At 71.8% G+C, this 19,256-nt stretch carries 16 protein-coding genes; 8 read left to right on the top strand and 8 right to left on the bottom strand.

The genetic code is table 11. The features are described from left to right. Positions 1–186 precede the first annotated feature (186 nt). The 6 genes from ACIA8D_RS16535 to ACIA8D_RS16510 form a co-directional block, all read right to left on the bottom strand. Positions 187–1,671 carry a sugar ABC transporter ATP-binding protein gene (locus ACIA8D_RS16535; RefSeq protein WP_399232896.1) on the bottom strand — a complete coding sequence of 495 codons (1,485 nt, stop codon included), beginning with the start codon at positions 1,669–1,671 and terminating at the stop codon, positions 187–189. Positions 1,672–1,812: 141 nt separating this feature from the next. Beyond that, positions 1,813–2,994, bottom strand: a complete 1,182-nt coding sequence (locus ACIA8D_RS16530) for an ROK family protein (RefSeq protein WP_399232646.1) — start codon at positions 2,992–2,994, stop codon at positions 1,813–1,815. A 409-nt stretch (positions 2,995–3,403) separates the two neighbouring features. Continuing rightward, positions 3,404–4,081, bottom strand: a complete 678-nt coding sequence (locus tag ACIA8D_RS16525; RefSeq protein ID WP_399232644.1) for a GntR family transcriptional regulator — start codon at positions 4,079–4,081, stop codon at positions 3,404–3,406. Between the two features lie 150 nt (positions 4,082–4,231). Continuing rightward, positions 4,232–5,179: a beta-ketoacyl-ACP synthase III gene (locus ACIA8D_RS16520; RefSeq protein ID WP_399232642.1), complete on the bottom strand. Its 948-nt coding sequence runs from the start codon at positions 5,177–5,179 to the stop codon at positions 4,232–4,234. 132 nt (positions 5,180–5,311) lie between these two features. Beyond that, positions 5,312–5,458 (bottom strand): hypothetical protein, encoded by a 147-nt coding sequence (locus ACIA8D_RS16515; RefSeq protein WP_399232639.1) that lies wholly within the window; start codon positions 5,456–5,458, stop codon positions 5,312–5,314. Further along, entirely contained in the window at positions 5,415–6,779 is a 1,365-nt protein-coding gene (locus tag ACIA8D_RS16510) for an OFA family MFS transporter (protein WP_399232638.1), read from the bottom strand. The genes ACIA8D_RS16515 and ACIA8D_RS16510 overlap by 44 nt, the downstream gene beginning before the upstream one ends. Positions 6,780–6,933: 154 nt before the next feature. Between ACIA8D_RS16510 and fdhD the strand changes: the two genes are divergently transcribed. Further along, on the top strand, positions 6,934–7,782 hold the full coding sequence (fdhD, locus tag ACIA8D_RS16505) for a formate dehydrogenase accessory sulfurtransferase FdhD (protein ID WP_399232636.1): 849 nt from the start codon (positions 6,934–6,936) through the stop codon (positions 7,780–7,782). Positions 7,783–7,797: 15 nt separating this feature from the next. Here the strand turns inward: fdhD and ACIA8D_RS16500 are convergent, their stop codons facing one another. Further along, the gene (locus ACIA8D_RS16500) at positions 7,798–8,259 is read right to left on the bottom strand and encodes a MarR family winged helix-turn-helix transcriptional regulator (protein WP_399232634.1); all 462 of its coding nucleotides are present in this window, start codon (positions 8,257–8,259) and stop codon (positions 7,798–7,800) included. A 117-nt stretch (positions 8,260–8,376) separates the two neighbouring features. Between ACIA8D_RS16500 and ACIA8D_RS16495 the strand changes: the two genes are divergently transcribed. The 3 genes from ACIA8D_RS16495 to ACIA8D_RS16485 all read left to right on the top strand — a co-directional run bounded on the left by ACIA8D_RS16495 (position 8,377) and on the right by ACIA8D_RS16485 (position 11,726). Further along, positions 8,377–9,300, top strand: coding sequence for a zinc-binding alcohol dehydrogenase family protein (locus ACIA8D_RS16495; RefSeq protein ID WP_399232633.1), 924 nt, complete (start codon positions 8,377–8,379; stop codon positions 9,298–9,300). Positions 9,301–9,389: 89 nt separating this feature from the next. Further along, positions 9,390–10,127: a LamG-like jellyroll fold domain-containing protein gene (locus ACIA8D_RS16490; RefSeq protein WP_399232631.1), complete on the top strand. Its 738-nt coding sequence runs from the start codon at positions 9,390–9,392 to the stop codon at positions 10,125–10,127. Between the two features lie 390 nt (positions 10,128–10,517). Further along, positions 10,518–11,726, top strand: a complete 1,209-nt coding sequence (locus tag ACIA8D_RS16485; protein ID WP_399232629.1) for a DUF4185 domain-containing protein — start codon at positions 10,518–10,520, stop codon at positions 11,724–11,726. On the opposite strand, the gene ACIA8D_RS16480 is transcribed toward ACIA8D_RS16485, so the two are convergent. Then, entirely contained in the window at positions 11,656–12,705 is a 1,050-nt protein-coding gene (locus ACIA8D_RS16480) for a bile acid:sodium symporter family protein (RefSeq protein WP_399232627.1), read from the bottom strand. The two genes, ACIA8D_RS16485 and ACIA8D_RS16480, sit on opposite strands and share 71 nt — an antisense overlap. 125 nt (positions 12,706–12,830) lie before the next feature. Between ACIA8D_RS16480 and ACIA8D_RS16475 the strand changes: the two genes are divergently transcribed. The 4 genes from ACIA8D_RS16475 to ACIA8D_RS16460 all read left to right on the top strand — a co-directional run bounded on the left by ACIA8D_RS16475 (position 12,831) and on the right by ACIA8D_RS16460 (position 19,248). After that, positions 12,831–13,694, top strand: coding sequence for a LysR substrate-binding domain-containing protein (locus ACIA8D_RS16475; protein WP_399232625.1), 864 nt, complete (start codon positions 12,831–12,833; stop codon positions 13,692–13,694). A 293-nt stretch (positions 13,695–13,987) separates the two neighbouring features. Beyond that, complete coding sequence (locus tag ACIA8D_RS16470; RefSeq protein WP_399232622.1) at positions 13,988–15,817, top strand: AMP-dependent synthetase/ligase; 1,830 nt, start codon at positions 13,988–13,990, stop codon at positions 15,815–15,817. Between the two features lie 88 nt (positions 15,818–15,905). After that, positions 15,906–17,681, top strand: coding sequence for a DUF2207 domain-containing protein (locus tag ACIA8D_RS16465; protein ID WP_399232619.1), 1,776 nt, complete (start codon positions 15,906–15,908; stop codon positions 17,679–17,681). 304 nt (positions 17,682–17,985) lie between these two features. Further along, positions 17,986–19,248: an ABC transporter substrate-binding protein gene (locus tag ACIA8D_RS16460; RefSeq protein ID WP_399232618.1), complete on the top strand. Its 1,263-nt coding sequence runs from the start codon at positions 17,986–17,988 to the stop codon at positions 19,246–19,248. The last annotated feature ends 8 nt before the right edge of the window (positions 19,249–19,256 follow it).

Here is a 19,256-nt window from a genome sequence, read left to right as displayed (position 1 = left end):
GGTTCTTGGCCGGAGCGGCCTCGGGGGCCGCCGGGCTGGCGGCGGGGGCGGGGTGCGTCATGACGCCAGTTCCCTTCGCGGGCGGGTGGTGTGGGCTCGATGGGGTGTCTTCGTGCGGGGCACGGTCCGCTGCCGGCCCGACCGCCGGACCACGCCCCTCGGCCGGCGTCCTCGACGTGTCGCCCGTCATCGCGCGCCCTCCAGGACCAGATCGAGGACCCCGTGTTCGTCCAGGTCCGTGGCAGGGGACTCGTGGATCACCCGGCCCTCCCTGAGGACCAGGACCCGGTCGGCGAGGCCGAGCACCTCGGGGACCTCGCTGGAGACGAGGAGGACGGCGAGGCCCTCGTCGGCGAGCCGGCGGATCACGGCGTACAGCTCCGCGCGGGCGCCGACGTCGACGCCGCGGGTCGGCTCGTCGAGCAGCAGCACCCGGCAGCCGCGCAGCAGCCAGCGGGCGAGCACGGCCTTCTGCTGGTTGCCGCCGGAGAGCGTGCGTACCGGGATGGAGGGGTCGTCGGGGCTCAGCGACAGTTCGCGGGTGGCGCCGCGCGCGGCCTCGCGCTCCCGGCCGCGGTCCAGCCAACCCCCGTACGAGAAGCGCGACATGGAGGAGACGGAGACGTTGCGGGTGACCGATTCGAGCATCATCAGGGCCTGCGCCTTGCGCTCCTCCGGAGCGAGGCCGAGCCCCGCGCGGACGGCGGCGCGTACGCTGCCCGTGCGCAACGGCCTTCCACCGAGGTGGATCTGACCGGCCGTCGGTTTTCGGGCCCCGTAGATGGTCTCCAGGATCTCCGAGCGCCCGGAGCCCACCAGTCCGGCGAGGCCGACGATCTCGCCGGGCCGGATGTCGAGGTCGAGCGGCGCGAACTCCCCGTCGCGGGTGAGTCCTTGCACCTTCAGGACGGGATCCGTGTGCGGCCCGGCATTGGGCCGGTCCGGGAAGACGTACTCGACGTTGCGGCCCGTCATCAGGGAGATGATGTCGCGGGTCGGGGTGGACTCGGCGGGCAGCCCGACGGCCACCGCGCGGCCGTCCTTGAGGACGGTGACACGGTCGCCGATGCGGCGGATCTCCTCCAGGCGGTGGGAGATGTAGACGACGGCGACGCCCTGGGCGGTGAGGTCGCCGACGATCCGGAAGAGGTTCTCGACCTCGTCGGGGTCGAGCGCCGCCGACGGCTCGTCCATGACCATGAGCCGTACGTCGTGGGAGAGCGCGCGGGCCATGGAGACGATCTGCTGATGGGCGGCGGACAGGTCGCCGACGAGGCGCTCGGGGTCGATCTCGGGGTGGCCGAGCCGGCGCAGCAGCGTGGCCGTCTCGGCGCGGGCCGCGCGTCCGCGCACGACGAATCCGCCGGAGGTCGGCTCGTGTCCGAGGAACACGTTCTCGGCCACGGACAGGGCCTCCACCAGGTCGAGTTCCTGGTAGATGGTGGCGACGCCGAGGCGCATCGCGGCGATCGGCGAGCGCAGGGCGACCTGTTCGCCGCGCCAGGTGATGACGCCGTCGTCGGGCTGGTGCGCCCCGGCGAGGACCTTGATCAGGGTGGACTTCCCGGCCCCGTTCTGGCCGAGCAGGCAGTGCACCTCCCCGGCCTGGACCTCCAGGTCGACGCCGTCCAGGGCGCGCACGCCGGGGAACGACTTGGTGATGCCGGACATGGTGAGCAGCGGTGGTGCCAAGGCCGTATCGGGTCCCATGACGGTTCCCCTCGGGGCAGGTGCGGACCGGGTTCAGGGCAGGGCGGGGCTGAGCGCCGTACAAGGTGTGCGTCGTACGAGGTGCGCGTGGAGCGGCTGGGCTTACGCGGGTGAGAACAGGTGGTCGCTGATCAGTCGGGCGCCGCCGGTCACTCCGGCGGTGGGCCCCAACTCCCCGAGCACGATGGGGAGATTGCCGGTCGCCAGGGGGAGCGACTGGCGGTAGACCTGGGTGCGCAGGGCGGCCAGCAAGGTGTGGCCGAGGCCGGTGACGCCGCCGCCGATGACGACGAGTCCCGGGTTGAAGAAGCTGACGAGTGACGCGATGACCTGTCCGGTGCGGTTGCCGCCCTCCCGGATCAGGTCGAGACAGGTGGTGTCACCGGCCGCGGCGGCCGCCGCGACGTCGGCGGCGGTGAGCCGGCCCGCGCTCTCCAGGCGGGCGGCGAGTTCCGGGGAGCTCCCGTCGCGGGCGGCGGCCTCGGCGTCACGGGCGAGCGCGGCGCCGCTGAAGTGTGCTTCCAGGCAGCCCTTGTTGCCGCAGGCGCACTGTCGGCCGTCCTGCTCGACGCGGATGTGCCCGATGTCGCCCGCCGACCCGGTGGTGCCTCGATGGACCTCGCCGCCGACGACGATGCCGCAGCCGATACCGGTGCCGATCTTGACGCAGAGGAAGTCGCTCGCCTGCCGGGCGACGCCCGCGTGCTGCTCCCCCATGGCCATCAGGTTCACGTCGTTGTCGACCATGACGGGGCAGCCCAGTTCCTGGCTGAGCGCCTCGCGGACCGGGAAGCCGTCCCAGCCGGGCATGATCGGCGGCGCGACGGGGACACCCTCGGGGAACCGGACGGGTCCCGGCACACCGATGCCCGCCCCGTCGAACCCCTCGGCGAGGCCGGAGGCCCGCAACTTTGCCGCCATGGCGAGGACTTGCTCGAAGATCGCGACCGGACCCTCGCGTACGTCCATGGGCTGGGCGATGTGGCCGAGGATCTCCAGCTCAGCGTTGGTGACCGCGACATCGACCGAGGTCGCGCCGATGTCCACGCCGAGGAAACGGAGCGAGGGGGCGAGCCGGACGTTGTGGGAGCGGCGGCCGCCGCGCGAGGCGGCGAGCCCGTCGGCGACCACGAGCCCGGTGTCCAGGAGCCGGTCCACCTCCACGGCAAGCCGCGAGCGCGACAGTTCCACCTGATCGCCCAACTGGGCGCGGGAGTTGGGCCCTTCGTCGCGCAGCAGCCGCAGCAGCCGCGCCTGGTGCCCATTGGCCGGTCGAGCCGTCATGCGTCTCACGTGCCCCTCCCCGCCGCTTCGGGCCTCATGGGTGGTGGTGCCGTGCGCTCGTGCCGTGGTTCGTCGGGGAACGTAGCAGCGCCCACCCGGCACGGGAAGAAGTTGCGCGGGAATTGCTCCCAACTTTCTCCCGCCACAGGACAAAGACGGGGCGGAGCACTGCCGGACGACCACGGTTCCCGTACCGCGCGCGACTCATTACCCTGCGGGGATGGAGCGTGGAGTCGGCCGCCGACGCGGACGCCGCCGTACGGCACGGGCCGGAGGACGCACTGCCCGACACACGCCCGGCACCCGGCGACGGGGTGCGCGCGTACTGCAAAAGCTTCGTGGCGTCGCGGCGCCGCCCGCCTACGTCGAGCTGGTGCACGCCGACCAGGCGCACGGGCCGGGCAGCGCGTCAGTCGCGCTCGCGGTGGTGGTACGTCTCGCGGGTGTGCTCGGTGTGCGTCCGCATCACCGCGGTGGCCTTCGCCTCGTCGCGCGCGGAGATAGCCGCGATCAGCTGCCGGTGCTCGATCCAGGACTGCTCGCCGCGCTGCCGGGCGACGGGCTGGTAGTACCAGCGCACCCGGCGGTCGACCTGCCCGGCGAGTTCGCCGAGGACGACGTTGCCCGCGAGTTCCATGACCTTGGCGTGGAACTCCGCGTTGGTGGCGACGACCAGGTCCACGTCCCCGTCGGCGACCGCCTGCTCGCCCTTGGCGCACAGCGCCTCTAGCTCGGCGATGCCGGTCTTGCCCGCGTTGGCCGCGGCGAGCCGGGCGGCCTCGGCCTCCAACAGCGTACGGACGCTGAGGAGTTGGTCAGCCTCCTCCTCGGTCGGCTCGTGCACGAACGCGCCCTGCGCGGGGCGCAGGTCCACCCAGCCCTCGGTGTTCAGCCGCTGCAGCGCCTCGCGCACCGGCTGGCGGGAGACTCCGAGGTGGCCGGCGAGTTCGCTCTCGACCAGATGCTGGCCGGGCCGCAGGGCGCGCGTCGTGATCAGTTCGAGCAGCGCCTCGTAGACCCGCTCGCGCAGTGGTCCCGGGCGCTCCAGCTTGGGCACCGCCCCCTGCGGCAGTCCTGTGGACAACATCGCGGTCCCCCTCCTGGGCTTCGAGCATCCGGCCGGCCGGCTCCGGCGGTGTGCCGGATTGGCTTTGGAATACAGTTTACCGAGCGCAATCGCCACGGCTAGAGCGAGTTGGCCTCGTCACATTCCGTACACCGGACCCTGCCGTTCACCTCATGGACAGCGCACCACCTGGCCCGCGTACGAGAGGTTGCCGCCGAAGCCGAAGAGCAACGCGGGCGCACCGCTGACCAGTTCGCCGCGCTCGACCAGCTTCGACAGGGCGATCGGCACGCTCGCGGCGGAGGTGTTGCCGGAGTCGACGACGTCCCGGGCGATCACGGCGTTGGTGGCGCCGATCTTCTCCGCGAGCGGTTCGATGATGCGCAGATTGGCCTGGTGGAGGACGACCGCGGCGAGGTCGGCCGGGTCGAGCCCCGCCTTGGCGCAGGCCTCGCGGGCCAGCGGCGGCAGCGAGCGGGTGGCCCAGCGGTAGACGGACTGGCCCTCCTGGGCGAAACGGGCCGGTTCGCCCTCGATGCGCACGGCGTCGCCCATCTCGGGTACCGAGCCCCACAGGACGGGGCCGATGCCCGGCTCCTCGCCCTCGGCGCAGGGCTCGACGACCACGGCGCCCGCGCCGTCCCCGACCAGGACGCACGTCGAGCGGTCCGTCCAGTCGGTGACGGCGGACATCTTGTCGGCGCCGATGACCAGGGCGCGCGTCGCTGCCCCGGCGCGCAGCGTGTGGTCGGCGGTGGCGAGGGCGTGCGTGAAGCCCGCGCACACGACGTTCAGGTCGAGCGCGGCCGGGGACGGGATGCCGAGCCGGTGAGCGACGCGGGCCGCCATGTTCGGGGAGCGGTCCACGGCCGTGGAGGTCGCGACGACGACCAGATCGATGTCGGCCGCGCTCAGGCCCGCGCCGGCCAGCGCCTTGGCGGCGGCGTGCGCGGCGAGCTCGTCGACCGGCTCGTCCGGACCCGCGACGTGCCGGGTGCGGATACCGACGCGACTGCGGATCCACTCGTCGTTGGTGTCGACCATGCCCGCCAGTTCCTCATTGGTGAGGATCCTGGCGGGCTGGTGGTGCCCGATGCCGACAATGCGCGAACCGACCATGGAGGCCCCCTCGTGAGCTGCGGATCCTCCAGTCTGGTCAGCGACTCACGAGTAACGGGTGGCGGTCAGCGACAGGAAAGTGCCGTTTCGCTTGGAGACTTCCGATGGAGCCGCCGAGCCGGTCACGGAGATTCACCCGGTGAACAGTTGTGTGGACTTTTGCACCAGTTCGTACACGCCGTACGCGAGCGGCAGCCCGACCCACAGCCAGGCGAGGGCGATCAGGCCGCGCCGCTCAGGCGCGCTCCTTGCGGTCTCCGGCGGCGGTGTCGATGTCATCTGCGGGCTCCCTGGGGGCGGGGACTACGTGGTGGCGGGCGTGCACGGGACGTACCAGTTCATTGGCGACGAAGCCGATGACAAGCAGCCCGATCATGATCATGAGCGAGAGGCCGTACAGGTTGGCGCCGTGCTTGCCCGCGCTCTCCTGGCTGTCGGCGACCCAGTTGACGATGAGCGGGCCGAGGACGCCCGCCGTGGACCAGGCGGTGAGCAGCCGGCCGTGGATGGCGCCGACCTCGTAGGTGCCGAAGAGGTCCTTCAGATACGCGGGGATCGTCGCGAACCCGCCCCCGTAGAAGGAGAGGATCACGAGGGCGCACAGCACGAAGAGGGGCTTCGAGGAATCGCCCCACAGGACGATGAACAGGTACATCAGGGCGCCCACGCCGAGGTAGACGCGGTAGATGTTCTTGCGGCCGATGAGGTCGGAGGTGGAGGACCAGCCGATGCGGCCCGCCATGTTCGCGGCGGAGAGCAGCGCCACGAAGCCCGCGGCCGCCGACACGGACACCGGGGTGCTGGTGTCGGCGAAGAAGTCCGTGATCATCGGGGCGGCCTTCTCCAGGATGCCGATGCCCGCGGTCACGTTCATGGTCAGGACGACCCACAGGCACCAGAACTGGGGCGTGCGGATCGCCTGCTTCGCGGAGACCTGGGGGCCCGCGGCCGTGGGCGCCTCCGTGGTGACCCCGCCCTGCCGCGCCGCCCGCGCCTGCGGCCCCGGGACCCGGATCAGCAGCACGCCGAGCGTCATGAACACCGCGTACGCGAGCCCGTGCACCAGGAACGCGAGCGCGATGCCGCCGCTGTCCGCGCCGAAGGACTCCAGCATCTGGGCGCTCCACGGGGACGCGATGAGCGCGCCGCCGCCGAAGCCCATGATGGCGATGCCGGTGGCCATGCCGGGCCGGTCGGGGAACCACTTGATCAGCGTCGAGACCGGCGAGATGTAGCCGATGCCGAGGCCGATGCCGCCGACGAATCCGTAGCCGAACACGATCAGCCAGTACTGCTCCGTGGCGGCGCCCAGCGAGGAGAGCAGGAAGCCGGAGGAGAAGCAGATCAGCGCGACGGTCATCGCCCAGCGCGGCCCGTTGCGCTCGACGAGCGTGCCGCCGAAGGCGGCCGACAGGCCGAGCATCACGATGCCGAGCTGGAACGGCAGCGCGCTCTGCGTGCCGCTCAGCCCCAGCGCGGACTCCAAGGGCGGCTTGAAGACGCTCCAGGCGTAGGCCTGGCCGATGGAGAGATGGACGGCGAGCGCGGCCGGGGGTACGAGCCAGCGGCTCCAGCCGGCCGGTGCGACGGGGGGCTTCATGATCCCGAACGGTAGGCAGTCGCGGGGGAGTTGGGAACCCCCTTTGCGCAGCCCTTGTCGACGAACCCGGCGACTTCCATACTGTAGGCAATATCCCGCATGGTTCGCCGGGCCGGGCGTCGCCCCGCCCCGTCGATGCAGGAGAATGGGAGCCATGGGACGAGTCACGGAACGACGCAAGGTGATCCGGATAAGGGACGGGCACGTCTCCACGCGGCCCGACACCCTCGTCGCGGAGGAACCGCTGGAGATCCGGTTGAACGGCAAGCCGCTCGCCATCACCATGCGCACCCCCGGCGACGACTTCCCGCTCGCGGCCGGCTTCCTGGTCAGCGAGGGCGTCCTGGCCACCGATGCCGACCTGCAGAACATCGTGTACTGCGCGGGCGCCACGGAGGACGGCAGCAACACGTACAACGTGGTCGACGTGCGGACGACGCCCGGCGTCGAGCTGCCCGACATCACTCTGGAGCGCAACGTCTACACGACCTCGTCCTGCGGCCTGTGCGGCAAGGCAAGCCTCGACGCGGTGCGCACCACGGCCCGGTTCCCGATCGCCGACACTCCCCCGGTCCGGATGACGCCCGAGCTGCTCGCCTCGCTCCCCGACCGGCTGCGCGAGGCCCAGCGGGTCTTCGACCGGACCGGGGGCCTGCACGCGGCGGCGCTCTTCGACGAGGAGGGCCGGCTCGTCGACATCCGCGAGGACGTGGGGCGGCACAACGCGGTCGACAAGCTCGTCGGCCGGGCCCTGCAGAACGGGGCCCTGCCGCTGTCCCGCTCGATCCTGATGGTCTCGGGCCGCGCCTCGTTCGAGCTGGCGCAGAAGGCCGTGATGGCGGGCATCCCCGTGCTCGCGGCGGTGTCGGCGCCCTCGTCCCTCGCGGTGGACCTCGCGGCCGAGACGGGCCTGACCCTGGTCGGCTTCCTGCGGGGCAACTCCATGAACGTGTACGCGGGTACGGACCGGATCGCCCTGGAGACCGCGGCCGCCCAGGGCTGACCGGGCCCCGCGCCTTCAGTTCCCGGCGGCGGGAATCCCGGACACCCGCCGCAACATCTCCATGAACCGCTCCCGCTCCCGCGCCGACAGCGGCGCGAGGAGTTCGTCGTTCGCGGCGCGCGCCGCCGCCGCGCAAGTGCCGACGAGGCGGTCGCCCTCGGCCGTGACCGTGACCGCGTTCTTACGCCTGTCCCTGGGGTCGGGTGCGCGCTCGACGAGGCCCGCGGCCTCCAGGTCGTTGAGCACGCCGACCATGTCCTTGGGGTCGAGCCCGACGCCGCGCACGAGAGCGGCCTGGGCGACGGGCCCCCAGTCGGACACCGCACTGAGCACCACGTGGTGCCACATCCTCAGCCCCTGCTCGGCGAGCGCGTCGGCGACGAGCGCGCGCCCGCGCGCCGCGGCCCGCCCCAGCAGCCAGCTCGGCAGGTCACGGATGGCGCCGGGGGCGGTGGGCGGCGGGCTCGGTGCGCTCATGCGGCCACCGTACCGAATAAACGTTGGACCTCCCAATGAAATCCGCGTACCGTCCAGCTTGTTCGTTGGGATCCCCAACGAATAGTCGGACGACCGCACACGGAGGGGGTCACGTCCATGCGTCGTGTCCGGTACGAGCACAGCGGCGGGCCCGAGGTCCTGTTCCTGGAGGAGGTGCCCGCACCCGCGCCGGGACCAGGAGAACTCCTCGTGCGCGCCGAGGCGGTCGGGGTCACGCTGCCCGTCGTCCGCAAGGTCCGCGAGGCGCGCGAGCCGATCGCACTCGGGGGCGAGATCGCGGGCGAGGTGCTCGCGCTCGGCGCGGGTGTGACGGGGTACGCCGTCGGCGACCGGGTCACCGGCCTGGTCTTCGGCCACGGCTACGCCGACTGCGCGCTGCTGCACACCGCGATGGCCTCCCCGGTCCCGGCCGGGGCAAGCGCGGTCGACGCGGTGACGCTCGTGCGCAGCGGGCTCGTCGCGTACGGGGCGCTGCGCGCCGCGCGGCCCGAGCCGGGCGAGACCGCCCTGGTGACCGCGGCGGCGAGCGGGGTGGGCCATCTCGCCCTGCAATTGGCCAGGTTGAAGGGTGCGCGACGGACGACGGCCGCGGTCTCCGACACCGGCAAGGCCGACTTCGTGCGCGCGCTCGGGGCCGACGAGGTGGTGAGTTACGACGCCGGGTCCTGGGGCGAACCCGTCGACTACGCGCTCGACGCGGTCGGCGGCACACTGCTCAAACCCGCCGTCGCCGCCCTCGCCCCGCACGGCCGGCTCGTGGCATACAGCTCGGGCGGCGGCACCGTGGAGGCGTACGACCTGCTCGTGGGCGCGAAGTCGGTGATCGGCTTCCAGATGGGGCTGATCGCGCGCGGGCAGCCCCAGACGTACGAGCGGTGGCGCACGGAGCTGTGGGAGCTGTTTCTGACGGGCGCTCTGAAGCCGATGGTCCACGGCGTGTTCGCGCTGGAGGACGCGTCGGCGGCGCACGCCGTGATCGAGGCGCGGGCCAACACCGGGAAGGTCGTGCTCGTGCCCTGACGCGCAGTCACCACCGTGGTTCTTGTGAGGCACCGGGGGCCCGCGTAGCGTCTTGTCACACATGTTGGACGCAGGACGTAGGACGTCGGGTGTCCGGGCAGTCGGACGACGCGAAGGGTGTGATCCGCTCCTCGTACGACGGCGGGCGCACCTGGGAGAGCTTCGACCGGGGCACCGTCGTGACCCAGGACTGGTCGGGCTACTCGGATCTGGTGCAGGCCGACCGCGACCACGTGGGGCTGCTGTACGAGGCCGGGGCCGTGGACGCCCGCGACGAGATCCGCTTCGCCCGGTTCACCCCCGACTGGCTGAAGGAGCGGCGCGGCCCGGACCCGACGACACATGACCGGGCGCCGGGCGCCCGCGCCGCGGCCGTGCTCGGCGGGCCCACGGAGACCGGTGGCCCGGCCGGCGGCACGCTCTCCTTCGACGGCACGGACGACGCGGTGCGCCTGCCCTACAGCGACCGACTGCGCCTGGGGACAAGGGAGTTCGACGCGTCGCTGTGGTTCCGCTACAGCGCGACGAGCGGTGAGCAGCCGCTGCTCTCCCTGGGCGGCACCGGCGCCTCGCAGCCCCAGGTGACACTGCGCGCCGAGCCCGCCGCGCACCGGATCACCGGGCTGATCACCGTACGGGACGGGGCCGCGACCCCCAGGACGGTGACGGTGCAGTCGGCGTCCGCGTACAACGACGGATACTGGCACCGGCTCCGACTCCGGCGCGGCGACGGTCTGTTGACCCTCTCCATCGACGGCGAGGAGGTCGGCTCCGCCGCCGACGCGCCCGGATGCGCGGCGGCATTCTCGGCTCGGCGCTGCCGCTGAGGCGGAACCGGTCGGCGTGGGGGCGCGGCCTGGTTCGTGACCGGCCCCACGCGGTTGACGCCACGGGGCTCCGCCCCGGACCCCGCGCCTCAATCGCCGGCGGGGCTTGATTCTGCCCACCCGTCCCCGAGGCATGAGAAATCCGGCCCAGCAAATCAAGCCCCTGCGGCGATTGAGCAGCGGGGTCCTGGGCGGAGCCCCGATCTTTTGGAGTCCCGGCGGCGCTTGAGGGGCCGGGGGCGGAACCCCGATCCTTTCCAGCCCCGCCGGCGATTGAGGCGCGGGGGGCCGGGGCGGAGCCCCGAGGCGTAGGGGTGGGTGGGCAGGCGTGATGGACCGGTCGGGCGGGACGCACTAGCGTCGCCTCGCGTGCGGGGTAGACAGAGACGGATGACGGCGGGACGCGGAACGCTGGTCACGGTGTTCGCCGCGCTCGCACTCCTGCTGATCGCGATCGTCGCCCTACCCGACCGGGAGGGCGCCGCACGTTGCGGACCCCGCGGCGTCACCTCGTGGTCCACGGACACCCGCCACACCGACGCGTTCGCCCGCTACGGCGACGACGCCTCCCGGCTCGACGACTGGACCGGCGGCGACGGCACGCACTCCGTGCGGCTGCCGGACGGCCGGCTGCTGTGGCTGTTCTCCGACACCTTCCTCGGCGCCGTGAACCAGCCCCCGAACCCGGCAGGCCAACCGCACCCCTGGCGCACCGCGGACGCGCCCTTCGTCCGCAACTCCGCCGTGGTGACGGACCGTTCGGGCCGCCTCGATCGGACCCTCACCGCTCCCCTGTTCCCGGACACCGCCGCGGGCGAATGGCGCTGGCCGGTCGCCGCGCGCGTCGAGAGGAGCGGCGGCGAGCAGGTCGTACGGGTGCTGTTGTGGACGCGGGCCCAGGGTTCGGGGCCGTATCTCTACGGCGTTCCGAACGCGACCGAGGTGGCCACCCTTTCCCTGCCGGACCTGCGCCTGGAGGGCATCACCCAGGTACTCGACCAGCGGCAGGTGCGGGATCCGGCGCGGCGCGTGCTGTACGGGACGACGGCCGTCGACGAGGGCGGCTGGACGTACGTCTTCGGCGCCGACGACGGGGAGAAGGCCGTGCATCGCGCGTACGTGGCCAGGGTCCCGCAGGGCCGCCTCGGGGACGTACGGGCGTGGCGGTACTGGGACGGGAAGCGGTGGGGCACGGACGCCGCGCCGGTCCTCGGTGACGACCGGCGCCGCGGCGTGGGCACCGCCTTCACGGTGGTGCGGGACGCGGGCACGTACGTCCTGTTCACGACGGCGGCGGGGCCGGAGGGGCTGACGAAGGTCACCTCGTACTGGGCCTGTTCACCGGCCGGTCCCTGGCACGGCCCCGCGAAGGCCTTCACCCCGCCGCTCCCCCGCGACGGCGCCTCGCCCTCGCGCGCGACCGCGTACAACCCGCAGGCGCACCCGGCGCTGAGCGGCGACGGCCGGCTCGTCCTGAGCTACGACGTCAACTGGCTGGACGCCGCGCCAGCCGCCGCGCAGGCGGAGCTCAGCCGGAACGTGTCCCTGTACCGACCGCGGTTCGTGTCTCTTCGGCTCGGGCCTCCATCGGCTCGCTGAACTCCGGCTCCTCGGGGTCCCGGGAGCGGCGCTTGGCGATGACCGCGCACACCATCAGCTGCATCTGGTGGAAGAGCATCAGCGGCAGCACGGCCAGTGAGGCGTGCGCGCCGAACAGCACGCTCGCCATGGGCAGTCCCGAGGCGAGGGACTTCTTCGAGCCCGCGAACTGGATGGCGATCCGGTCGGCCCGGTTGAAGCCGAGCGCCTTCGCGCCGTACCAGGTGACCACCAGCATGATCGCGAGCAGCACCGCCTCGACGGCCAGGAGTCCGGCGAGCCGGACGGCGCTGACCTGGTGCCAGATGCCCTGCACCATGCCCTCGCTGAACGCGGTGTAGACGACGAGCAGGATCGAGCCGCGGTCGACGTAGCCGAGGATCTTCTTGTGCCGGGTGATGAAGCCGCCGACCCAGCGGCGCAGCAACTGGCCCGCGAGGAACGGCACCAGGAGCTGCAGCACGATCTTGACGAGCGAGTCGGCGGAGAAGCCGCCGCCGCTGTTGTGGAGCAGCGCGGCCGCGAGCAGCGGTGTGAGGACGATGCCGGCGAGCGAGGAGAAGGAGCCCGCGCAGATCGCCGCCGGGACGTTGCCGCGCGCGATCGAGGTGAACGCGATCGACGACTGGATGGTGGAGGGGACGAGGGTGAGGAAGAGGAGGCCCTCGAAGAGGTTCTGCGGCAGCAGCACCGGGACCAGGCCGCGGGCCGCGAGGCCGAGCAGCGGGAACACGACGAACGTGCAGGCGAGGACGGTGACGTGGAGCCGCCAGTGGCGCAGCCCGTCCATCGCCTCACGGGTCGACAGGCGCGCCCCGTAGAGGAAGAAGAGGAAGGCGACGGCCGCGGTCGAGGCGCCTGAGGCGACGTCGGCGGCGGCCCCTCGGGCCGGGAGCAGTGCGGCGAGGCCCACTGTTCCGATCAACGCCAGGATGTACGGGTCGATCGGCATCCAGCTCGGCCAGGTCAGGCGTTTCATTGGTTCCTTGCTCTCGGTTCATGTCGTGCCCTCTCCATGCTCCTCCCCAGGGCCTTGATCGGGAATCCTGCATACCGCTCTTACTGTGATCGCGCCGCGTGATGAGCGGGAGTACGGTTCGTGGCATGTACGACCCCGGACAGCTCAGGACCCTGCTCGCCGTCGCGCAGACGCTGAGCTTCACGCAGGCCGCGCGCCGCCTCGGCCTGCGGCAATCGACCGTGAGCCAGCATGTGCGGCGCCTGGAGGACGCGACCGGGCGCACGCTGTTCACGCGGGACACGCACTCCGTGGAGCTGACGGAGGACGGGGAGGCGATGCTCGGATTCGCCCGGAGAATTCTGGAGGTGCACGAGCAGGCGGCGTCGTTCTTCACGGGGACGCGGCTGCGCGGCCGGCTCAGGTTCGGGGCGTCGGAGGACTTCGTGGTGACCCGGCTGCCGGAGATCCTGGAGTCCTTCCGGGCCGAACACCCGGAGGTGGACCTGGAGTTGACGGTCGAGCTGTCGGGGACGCTGCACGAGCAGCTGGACGCGGGGAAGCTGGATCTGGTGCTCGCCAAGCGGCGCCCGGAGGATCCGCGCGGCGAGTCGGTGTGGCACGACCAGTTGGTGTGGATCGGCTCCGAGCGGCTGCGCATCGACCAGGACCGGCCCGTCCCACTGATCGTCTATCCGCCGCCGGGCATCTCGCGCGCCCTGGCCCTGGAGGCACTTGAGCGGCACGGGCGGGCGTGGCGGATCGCCTGCACGAGCGGCTCGCTGAACGGTCTTGTCGCGGCGGCGCGGGCGGGGCTCGGCGTGATGGCCCATTCGCGGGGGCTGATCCCGCCGGGGCTCGTCCGGGTGCCGGACCGGGTGGGCCTGCCGGAGCTTGGCGAGGTCGACTTCGTGGTGCGCAGCGCGACACGGGAGGAGAGCGAGCCCGCGCGGGCGCTCGCGCAGGCGATCCTCGCGGGCGGGGACCGGCTGCACCGCGGCCACCGCTGACGGCGGTGGTGGTACCGTCCCCGGAACCGACTACTCCGTCTAAAAACTAGGCGGACCATCGGCGGTGACCTCTTTGCACAGATCCGATGGAGGCCCGTGAAGAGGGCCGGGAGATTACGCTCCCGAAACTTACTGGAGCGTAAGTATTCTGCCCACCTCCACCCGTTGTGGCCCGTTATAAACGTCTGACCTGTGCAAATTCCGCGCACCTTCCGCCCAAGGAAGGCACTCCCGCAAGCGCTTCCGGTCGGGTACCGTCACCGACGCTGTGCGGAGCGCCACAAGGAGCAACTTTGCGTGAGTTCACCAATCCCCCTGTGGCGTCGGCGCCGCTGGTCGGCGGCCTGGCCGACGCCGTGTTCGACCATGCCCTGGACACACCGGGACATATAGCGCTGGCCCGCAAGGACCAGCACGACAAGTGGCAGGACATCACCGCTGCCCAGTTCTGCGACGAGGTGATGGCCCTGGCCAAGGGCCTGCTCGCGCAGGGCATCCGGTTCGGCGACCGGGTCGCGATCATGTCGCGCACCCGTTACGAGTGGACGCTGTTCGACTTCGCGCTGTGGACCATCGGCGCCCAGGTCGTCCCCATCTACCCGACGTCCTCGGCCGAGCAGGTCTTCTGGATGCTGTACGACGCCGAGGTGTCGGCGGCGATCGTGGAGCACGAGGACCACGCGATGACCGTCGCGACGGTCATCGGGCGGCTGCCCCATCTGCACCGCCTGTGGCAGATGGACGGCGGCGCCGTCGACGAGATCACCGCGTCCGGCACCCACATCGACGACGAGACGGTGCACCGGCACCGCCGCGCGATCACCCCCGAGTCGACGGCCACGATCATCTACACCTCCGGCACCACGGGCCGCCCCAAGGGCTGTGTGATCTCGCACGGGAACTTCATGTTCGAGGCCGACACCATGATCACGCGCTGGGAGCCGGTGTTCTCCTCCAAGCGCGACCGCACCCCGTCGACGCTGCTCTTCCTGCCGCTCGCGCATGTCTTCGGGCGCATGGTGGAGATCGCGACGATCCGCGGCGGCGTGAAGCTGGCCCACCAGCCGGAGTTGCGGGCCTCCGCGCTCATGCCGGACCTCCAGTCGTTCAAGCCGACGTTCATCCTCGCCGTGCCGTACATCTTCGAGAAGGTGTTCAACGCGGCACGCAGGAAGGCCGAGAACGACGGCAAGTCGGGGCCGTTCGAAAAGGCCATCGAGTGCGCCGTGAAGTACGCGGACGCCCAGGAGGCGAAAGCATTCGGCACGGGCCCGGGCCCTTCCGCCTCGCTGCGCATGCAGCACTCCGTCTTCGAGAAGCTCGTCTACTCCAAGGTGCGCGCCGCGCTGGGCGGCCGGGTGCGGCACGCGATGTCCGGCGGCAGCGGCATGGACCGACGGCTCGGCCTGTTCTTCGAAGGCGCGGGCGTATCGATCTACGAGGGCTACGGCCTCACCGAGTCGACGGCCGCCGCGACCGCGAACCCGCCCGAACAGACCCGCTACGGCACGGTCGGCCAGGCGATACCCGGCTCCAGCGTGCACATAGCCGACGACGGCGAGGTGTGGGTCTACGGCGGCAACATCTTCCAGGGCTACCTCAACGACCCGAAGTCCACCGACTCCTCCCTGTACGACGGCTGGCTCGCCACCGGTGACCTGGGCTCCCTCGACGAGGACGGCTATCTCACCATCACGGGCCGCAAGAAGGAGATCCTCGTGACCTCCGGCGGCAAGAGCGTCTCGCCGCAGCAGCTGGAGGAGCGGGTCCGCGACCATCCGCTGATCGCGCAGTGCCTGGTCGTCGGCAACGACCGCCCGTACATCGCCGCGCTCGTCACCCTCGACACCGAGGCCGTCGACCACTGGCTCGGCATGCGCGGCAAGCAGTCGATGTCCCCGGCGGACCTGGTGCGCGACCCGGACCTGGAGACGGAGGTGCGGCGCGCGGTGGTGGCCGCCAACACCCTGGTCTCGCAGGCCGAGTCGATCCGTACGTTCCGGATCCTGGCTCACCAGTTCACCGAGGAGCACGGGCTGCTCACGCCGTCCCTGAAGCTGAAGCGCAAGGCGATCGAGCAGGCGTACGCGGCGGAGGTCGACGCGCTGTACGGGACGCTGTGACGGTTTTCGCGCCCGTTTGACCTGCGGCTAGGGTGTCGCGTCGCGAGGGATGGAACTCGCGACGGACGACGTGGGAAGAGGCGTTTCAGTGAGTGGCGGCACGGCCCGGCGGCGCAGGAGGCTCGACTCGCTCCTGCTGCTCTGCGCGGTCGTCCTGACCGGCCTTGTGGCCCTGGTGACGGCCGCGATCGGCAAACCGGCCGAGCGCGTCGACTCCCTGTGGGCGAACGCCGTGGTCCGGGCGGACGGCGACCTGCGGGTGACGGAGACGATCGACTACGACTTCACGGACGGCGACCGGCACGGCATCCACCGGCAGATCCCGGGCACCGGGGCCGGCACCGCCACCGCCCCGAACGTCTCCATGGACGGCCGCCCCGTGCCGGTCGATGTCGAGCACAAGCCGGACTCCGTCGACTACACCATCGGCGACCCGGATCACACGGTCACCGGCCGCCACCGCTACCGGATCGCGTACACGCTGCCGGGCGTCATGGCCGGCGACGGGCTCGACTGGAACGCCGTCGGCACCGGCTGGGACGTGCCGGTCGCGCACGCCGAGGCGCACATCACGGCGCCCCGCGAGCTCCCGCACCTGCGCTGCGTGTCCGGCGACCAGGGCTCCGACGCCCCGTGCGCCGAGGCCGGTTCGCCCGCGCCGGGCCGCATCGACGTCTCCGCCGACGGGCTCGCGGCCGGTCAGGCCATGACCGTCTACGCGGGCCGGGGCGCACCCCTCGCGCGCGCCGCCCCGGCCGTCCTGCCGCAGCCGCCGAAGGCGTTCATGTCGGCGCCGGAAGGGACGGAAGGGACCTCGCCGCTCGTGTTCTGGGCGGCGGCCACGGGCACGGCGCTCGTGGCCGCGCTGCTCGCCACGCTCGTGATCCGCCGGGCCGGCCGCGAGCGGGTCCGTACGCCGCAGGGGACGCGCCGCCGCGACCGGCAGCGCCTCGCCGACGAGTCACCGCCTTCGCCGGTTCCTCCGGAGGGCCTCACTCCGGCGCAGGCGGGCGTGCTGCTCGCGGGCCGGGCCCGTCGGCGCCACCGCACGGCGGCCCTGCTGCACGCGGCGGCGACCGGGCATCTGATCCTGCGCGGGCAGCCGAAGACCCCGCAGTTGTCCCGCCCCAGACAGGCGCCGGACGCGCCCACGGACCCCATGACCGCGCGGGCCCTGGACAGGATCTTCGCCCACGGCCGCGACGTCCGGCTCGGCACGTACCACGAGAACTTCGCCGTCGGCTGGCGCCACTTGGGCCGTGACCTGCACGAGTGGCACCGCTCGGGCGGCAAGGGGCTGTGGGAGCCCGGCGGGCAGGGCCGGTGGCTGGCTTCGGTGATCGTCGGCGGCCTCGGGGTGGCCGTGGGCCTGCGGCTGGTGTGTCCCGCCGCCTGGCAGCAGACCGACCCGGGCGGCGCCTGGGCGGTGCCGCTCGTGCTCGGCTCCGCGCTCGTGGGCGCCGGGGCCGCGCTGGTCCTGCGCGCTTGGGAGCTGCGCAGGCACACGGAGCTCGGCACCCACCTGTGGTGCCGGACCGAGGCGTTCCGCCGCCACCTCGCCGAATCCCCCGCGCACCGGAACGCCGCCGAGGCGGAGGCCCTAGTGGGCTGGGCCATGGCGCTCGGCGAGGCCGAGTCGTGGACGGCGGCCGCGGACACGACCGCCGCCGGCCCGCAGCAGACCTCGCCGCTCGGAGGCGACCGCATCCTCAGGTACTCGCCGACCCTGACGTCGGTGGCGAGCAGCAGCGCGTCCGCGCCCTCGTCCTCCGGTGGCGGCGGGGGCGGCACCTCCTTCAGCGGCGGCGGAGGGGGCGGCGGGGCCGGTGGCGGCAGCGGCGGTGGGGGCGGCGGAGGCTGGTGACGGCGGCCGCCAGAAGCCCCCTGAGGTAAACCGTCGGTAACTGACGCATCATCAATTGTCGATGCGTCAGTTATTGACGGTTCATCAGGTCGCACACAGAATCGCAGAGCCTGCGAACAAACCCCCGCCGTCCGCCCGAAGGGCGGGCGCTTGGTGTCCGGTGCGTGCGATCGCAAGGCGCCGGAGCGTCCTAGTAGCGGAGCTACTCGGGCGGTTCGGCAACGCCGCGAGCGTGCGTGCCGGGCGCCACGGCGCAGGCGGGGGTTTGTTCGCAGGCTCTTACTCCGACGGAGGGGGACCGACCGTGTCGCGACCGATCCGCGCCATCACCGCCGCCGTGGCGGCACTCCTGCTCGCCACCGCCTGCAATTCCACCGCCAACAGCGGGAACAACGCCGCGGGCGGACAAGGAGGTTCGGTCCGTGGCGTGACCGACGACAGCATCAAGGTGGGCGGCATCGTCTCCATGACGACGTCGAGCGGCTACAGCAAGAAGGACACCGACCTCGGCGCGAAGGCCCGCTTCGACCGGGCCAACGCCGAGGGCGGCGTCAACGGCCGGACGATCGACTACCTGGGCGCGGAGGACGACGGCCAGGACCCGGCGAAGAATCTCGCGGCGGCCCGCAAACTGGTGCAGCAGGACAAGGTGTTCGCGATCTCGCCGATGAGTTCCGTGACGTTCTCCGGGGCGGACTTCCTCCAGAAGCAGAAGGTGCCGACCTTCGGCTGGGGCACACTTCCCTCGTTCTGCGGACCGACGTACATCTACGGCTTCGGCGGCTGCATGGTGCCGATGCCGGGCGGCACCATCTCGCAGACCTGGCCCGAGGGGCTGAAGAAGGTCACGGGCGGCGCCGAGGGCAAGACCGTCGCGATCCTCGCCAACGACAACGACGCGGGCACCTTCGCCATCCGCACGTACAAGCAGTCCTTCACGTCGGCCGGTTACAAGGTCAGTTACGCCAAGGCCACCGTCCCGGCGACCGCGGTGCCGAGCGACTGGTCGGCGTACACCAAGGAGCTGCTGCGCAGCGACGGCGGCAAGGCTCCGGACGTGGTCGTCTCCGTGATGCAGACGCCGTACAACATCGGCCTGTTCACCGCCGTCAAGCGCACCGGGTACAAGGGTGTGCTCACCGACCCGACGGACTACGACCCCGGCCTGCTCGCCAAGAAGGCGACGAAGCAGGCGCTCGACGGGGTGCACGTGCTGCTGTCCTTCGAACCGTTCGAGGCGTCGACGCCCGGGATGAAGCAGTTCAAGGCAGACATCAAGAAGGCGTCCGGGGGCAAGCAGGTCCCCCTCAACATGCACATGATGACGGGCTACATGAGCGCCGACCTGTTCCTCGCCATCGCGAAGAAGGCGGGCAAGGACCTGACGGTCGCGTCCTTCCAGAAGGCGGCGAACGGGTTCTCCGACACCGGGACCCTCGTCGGCGACCGCGCGCTGCCGCGCGGGCGCACCGAGTCGTTCGGCTGCGGGGCGCTCGCGCAGCTCAAGGACGGGGCGTACCGGGTGTCGTCCGCGTTCAAGTGCTATCCGCCGATCCCCTTCAAGTAGACCGCAGG

Origin of the sequence: Streptomyces sp. NPDC051684, assembly GCF_044453445.1 — a bacterium.
GTDB lineage: Bacteria > Actinomycetota > Actinomycetes > Streptomycetales > Streptomycetaceae > Streptomyces.
Note: the sequence above shows the minus strand (reverse complement) of the source record. Positions and strands in the feature narration are given on the sequence as shown.

Bases quoted from the DNA above. Each gene is read 5' to 3' on its own strand.
- ACIA8D_RS16535 (WP_399232896.1), bottom strand. From the start codon at position 1,671: ATGTCCGGCATCACCAAGTCGTTCCCCGGCGTGCGCGCCCTGGACGGC.
- ACIA8D_RS16530 (WP_399232646.1), bottom strand. From the start codon at position 2,994: ATGACGGCTCGACCGGCCAATGGGCACCAGGCGCGGCTGCTGCGGCTG.
- ACIA8D_RS16525 (WP_399232644.1), bottom strand. From the start codon at position 4,081: ATGTTGTCCACAGGACTGCCGCAGGGGGCGGTGCCCAAGCTGGAGCGC.
- ACIA8D_RS16520 (WP_399232642.1), bottom strand. From the start codon at position 5,179: ATGGTCGGTTCGCGCATTGTCGGCATCGGGCACCACCAGCCCGCCAGG.
- ACIA8D_RS16515 (WP_399232639.1), bottom strand. From the start codon at position 5,458: ATGACATCGACACCGCCGCCGGAGACCGCAAGGAGCGCGCCTGAGCGG.
- ACIA8D_RS16510 (WP_399232638.1), bottom strand. From the start codon at position 6,779: ATGAAGCCCCCCGTCGCACCGGCCGGCTGGAGCCGCTGGCTCGTACCC.
- fdhD (WP_399232636.1), top strand. From the start codon at position 6,934: ATGGGACGAGTCACGGAACGACGCAAGGTGATCCGGATAAGGGACGGG.
- ACIA8D_RS16500 (WP_399232634.1), bottom strand. From the start codon at position 8,259: ATGAGCGCACCGAGCCCGCCGCCCACCGCCCCCGGCGCCATCCGTGAC.
- ACIA8D_RS16495 (WP_399232633.1), top strand. From the start codon at position 8,377: ATGCGTCGTGTCCGGTACGAGCACAGCGGCGGGCCCGAGGTCCTGTTC.
- ACIA8D_RS16485 (WP_399232629.1), top strand. From the start codon at position 10,518: ATGACGGCGGGACGCGGAACGCTGGTCACGGTGTTCGCCGCGCTCGCA.
- ACIA8D_RS16480 (WP_399232627.1), bottom strand. From the start codon at position 12,705: ATGAAACGCCTGACCTGGCCGAGCTGGATGCCGATCGACCCGTACATC.
- ACIA8D_RS16475 (WP_399232625.1), top strand. From the start codon at position 12,831: ATGTACGACCCCGGACAGCTCAGGACCCTGCTCGCCGTCGCGCAGACG.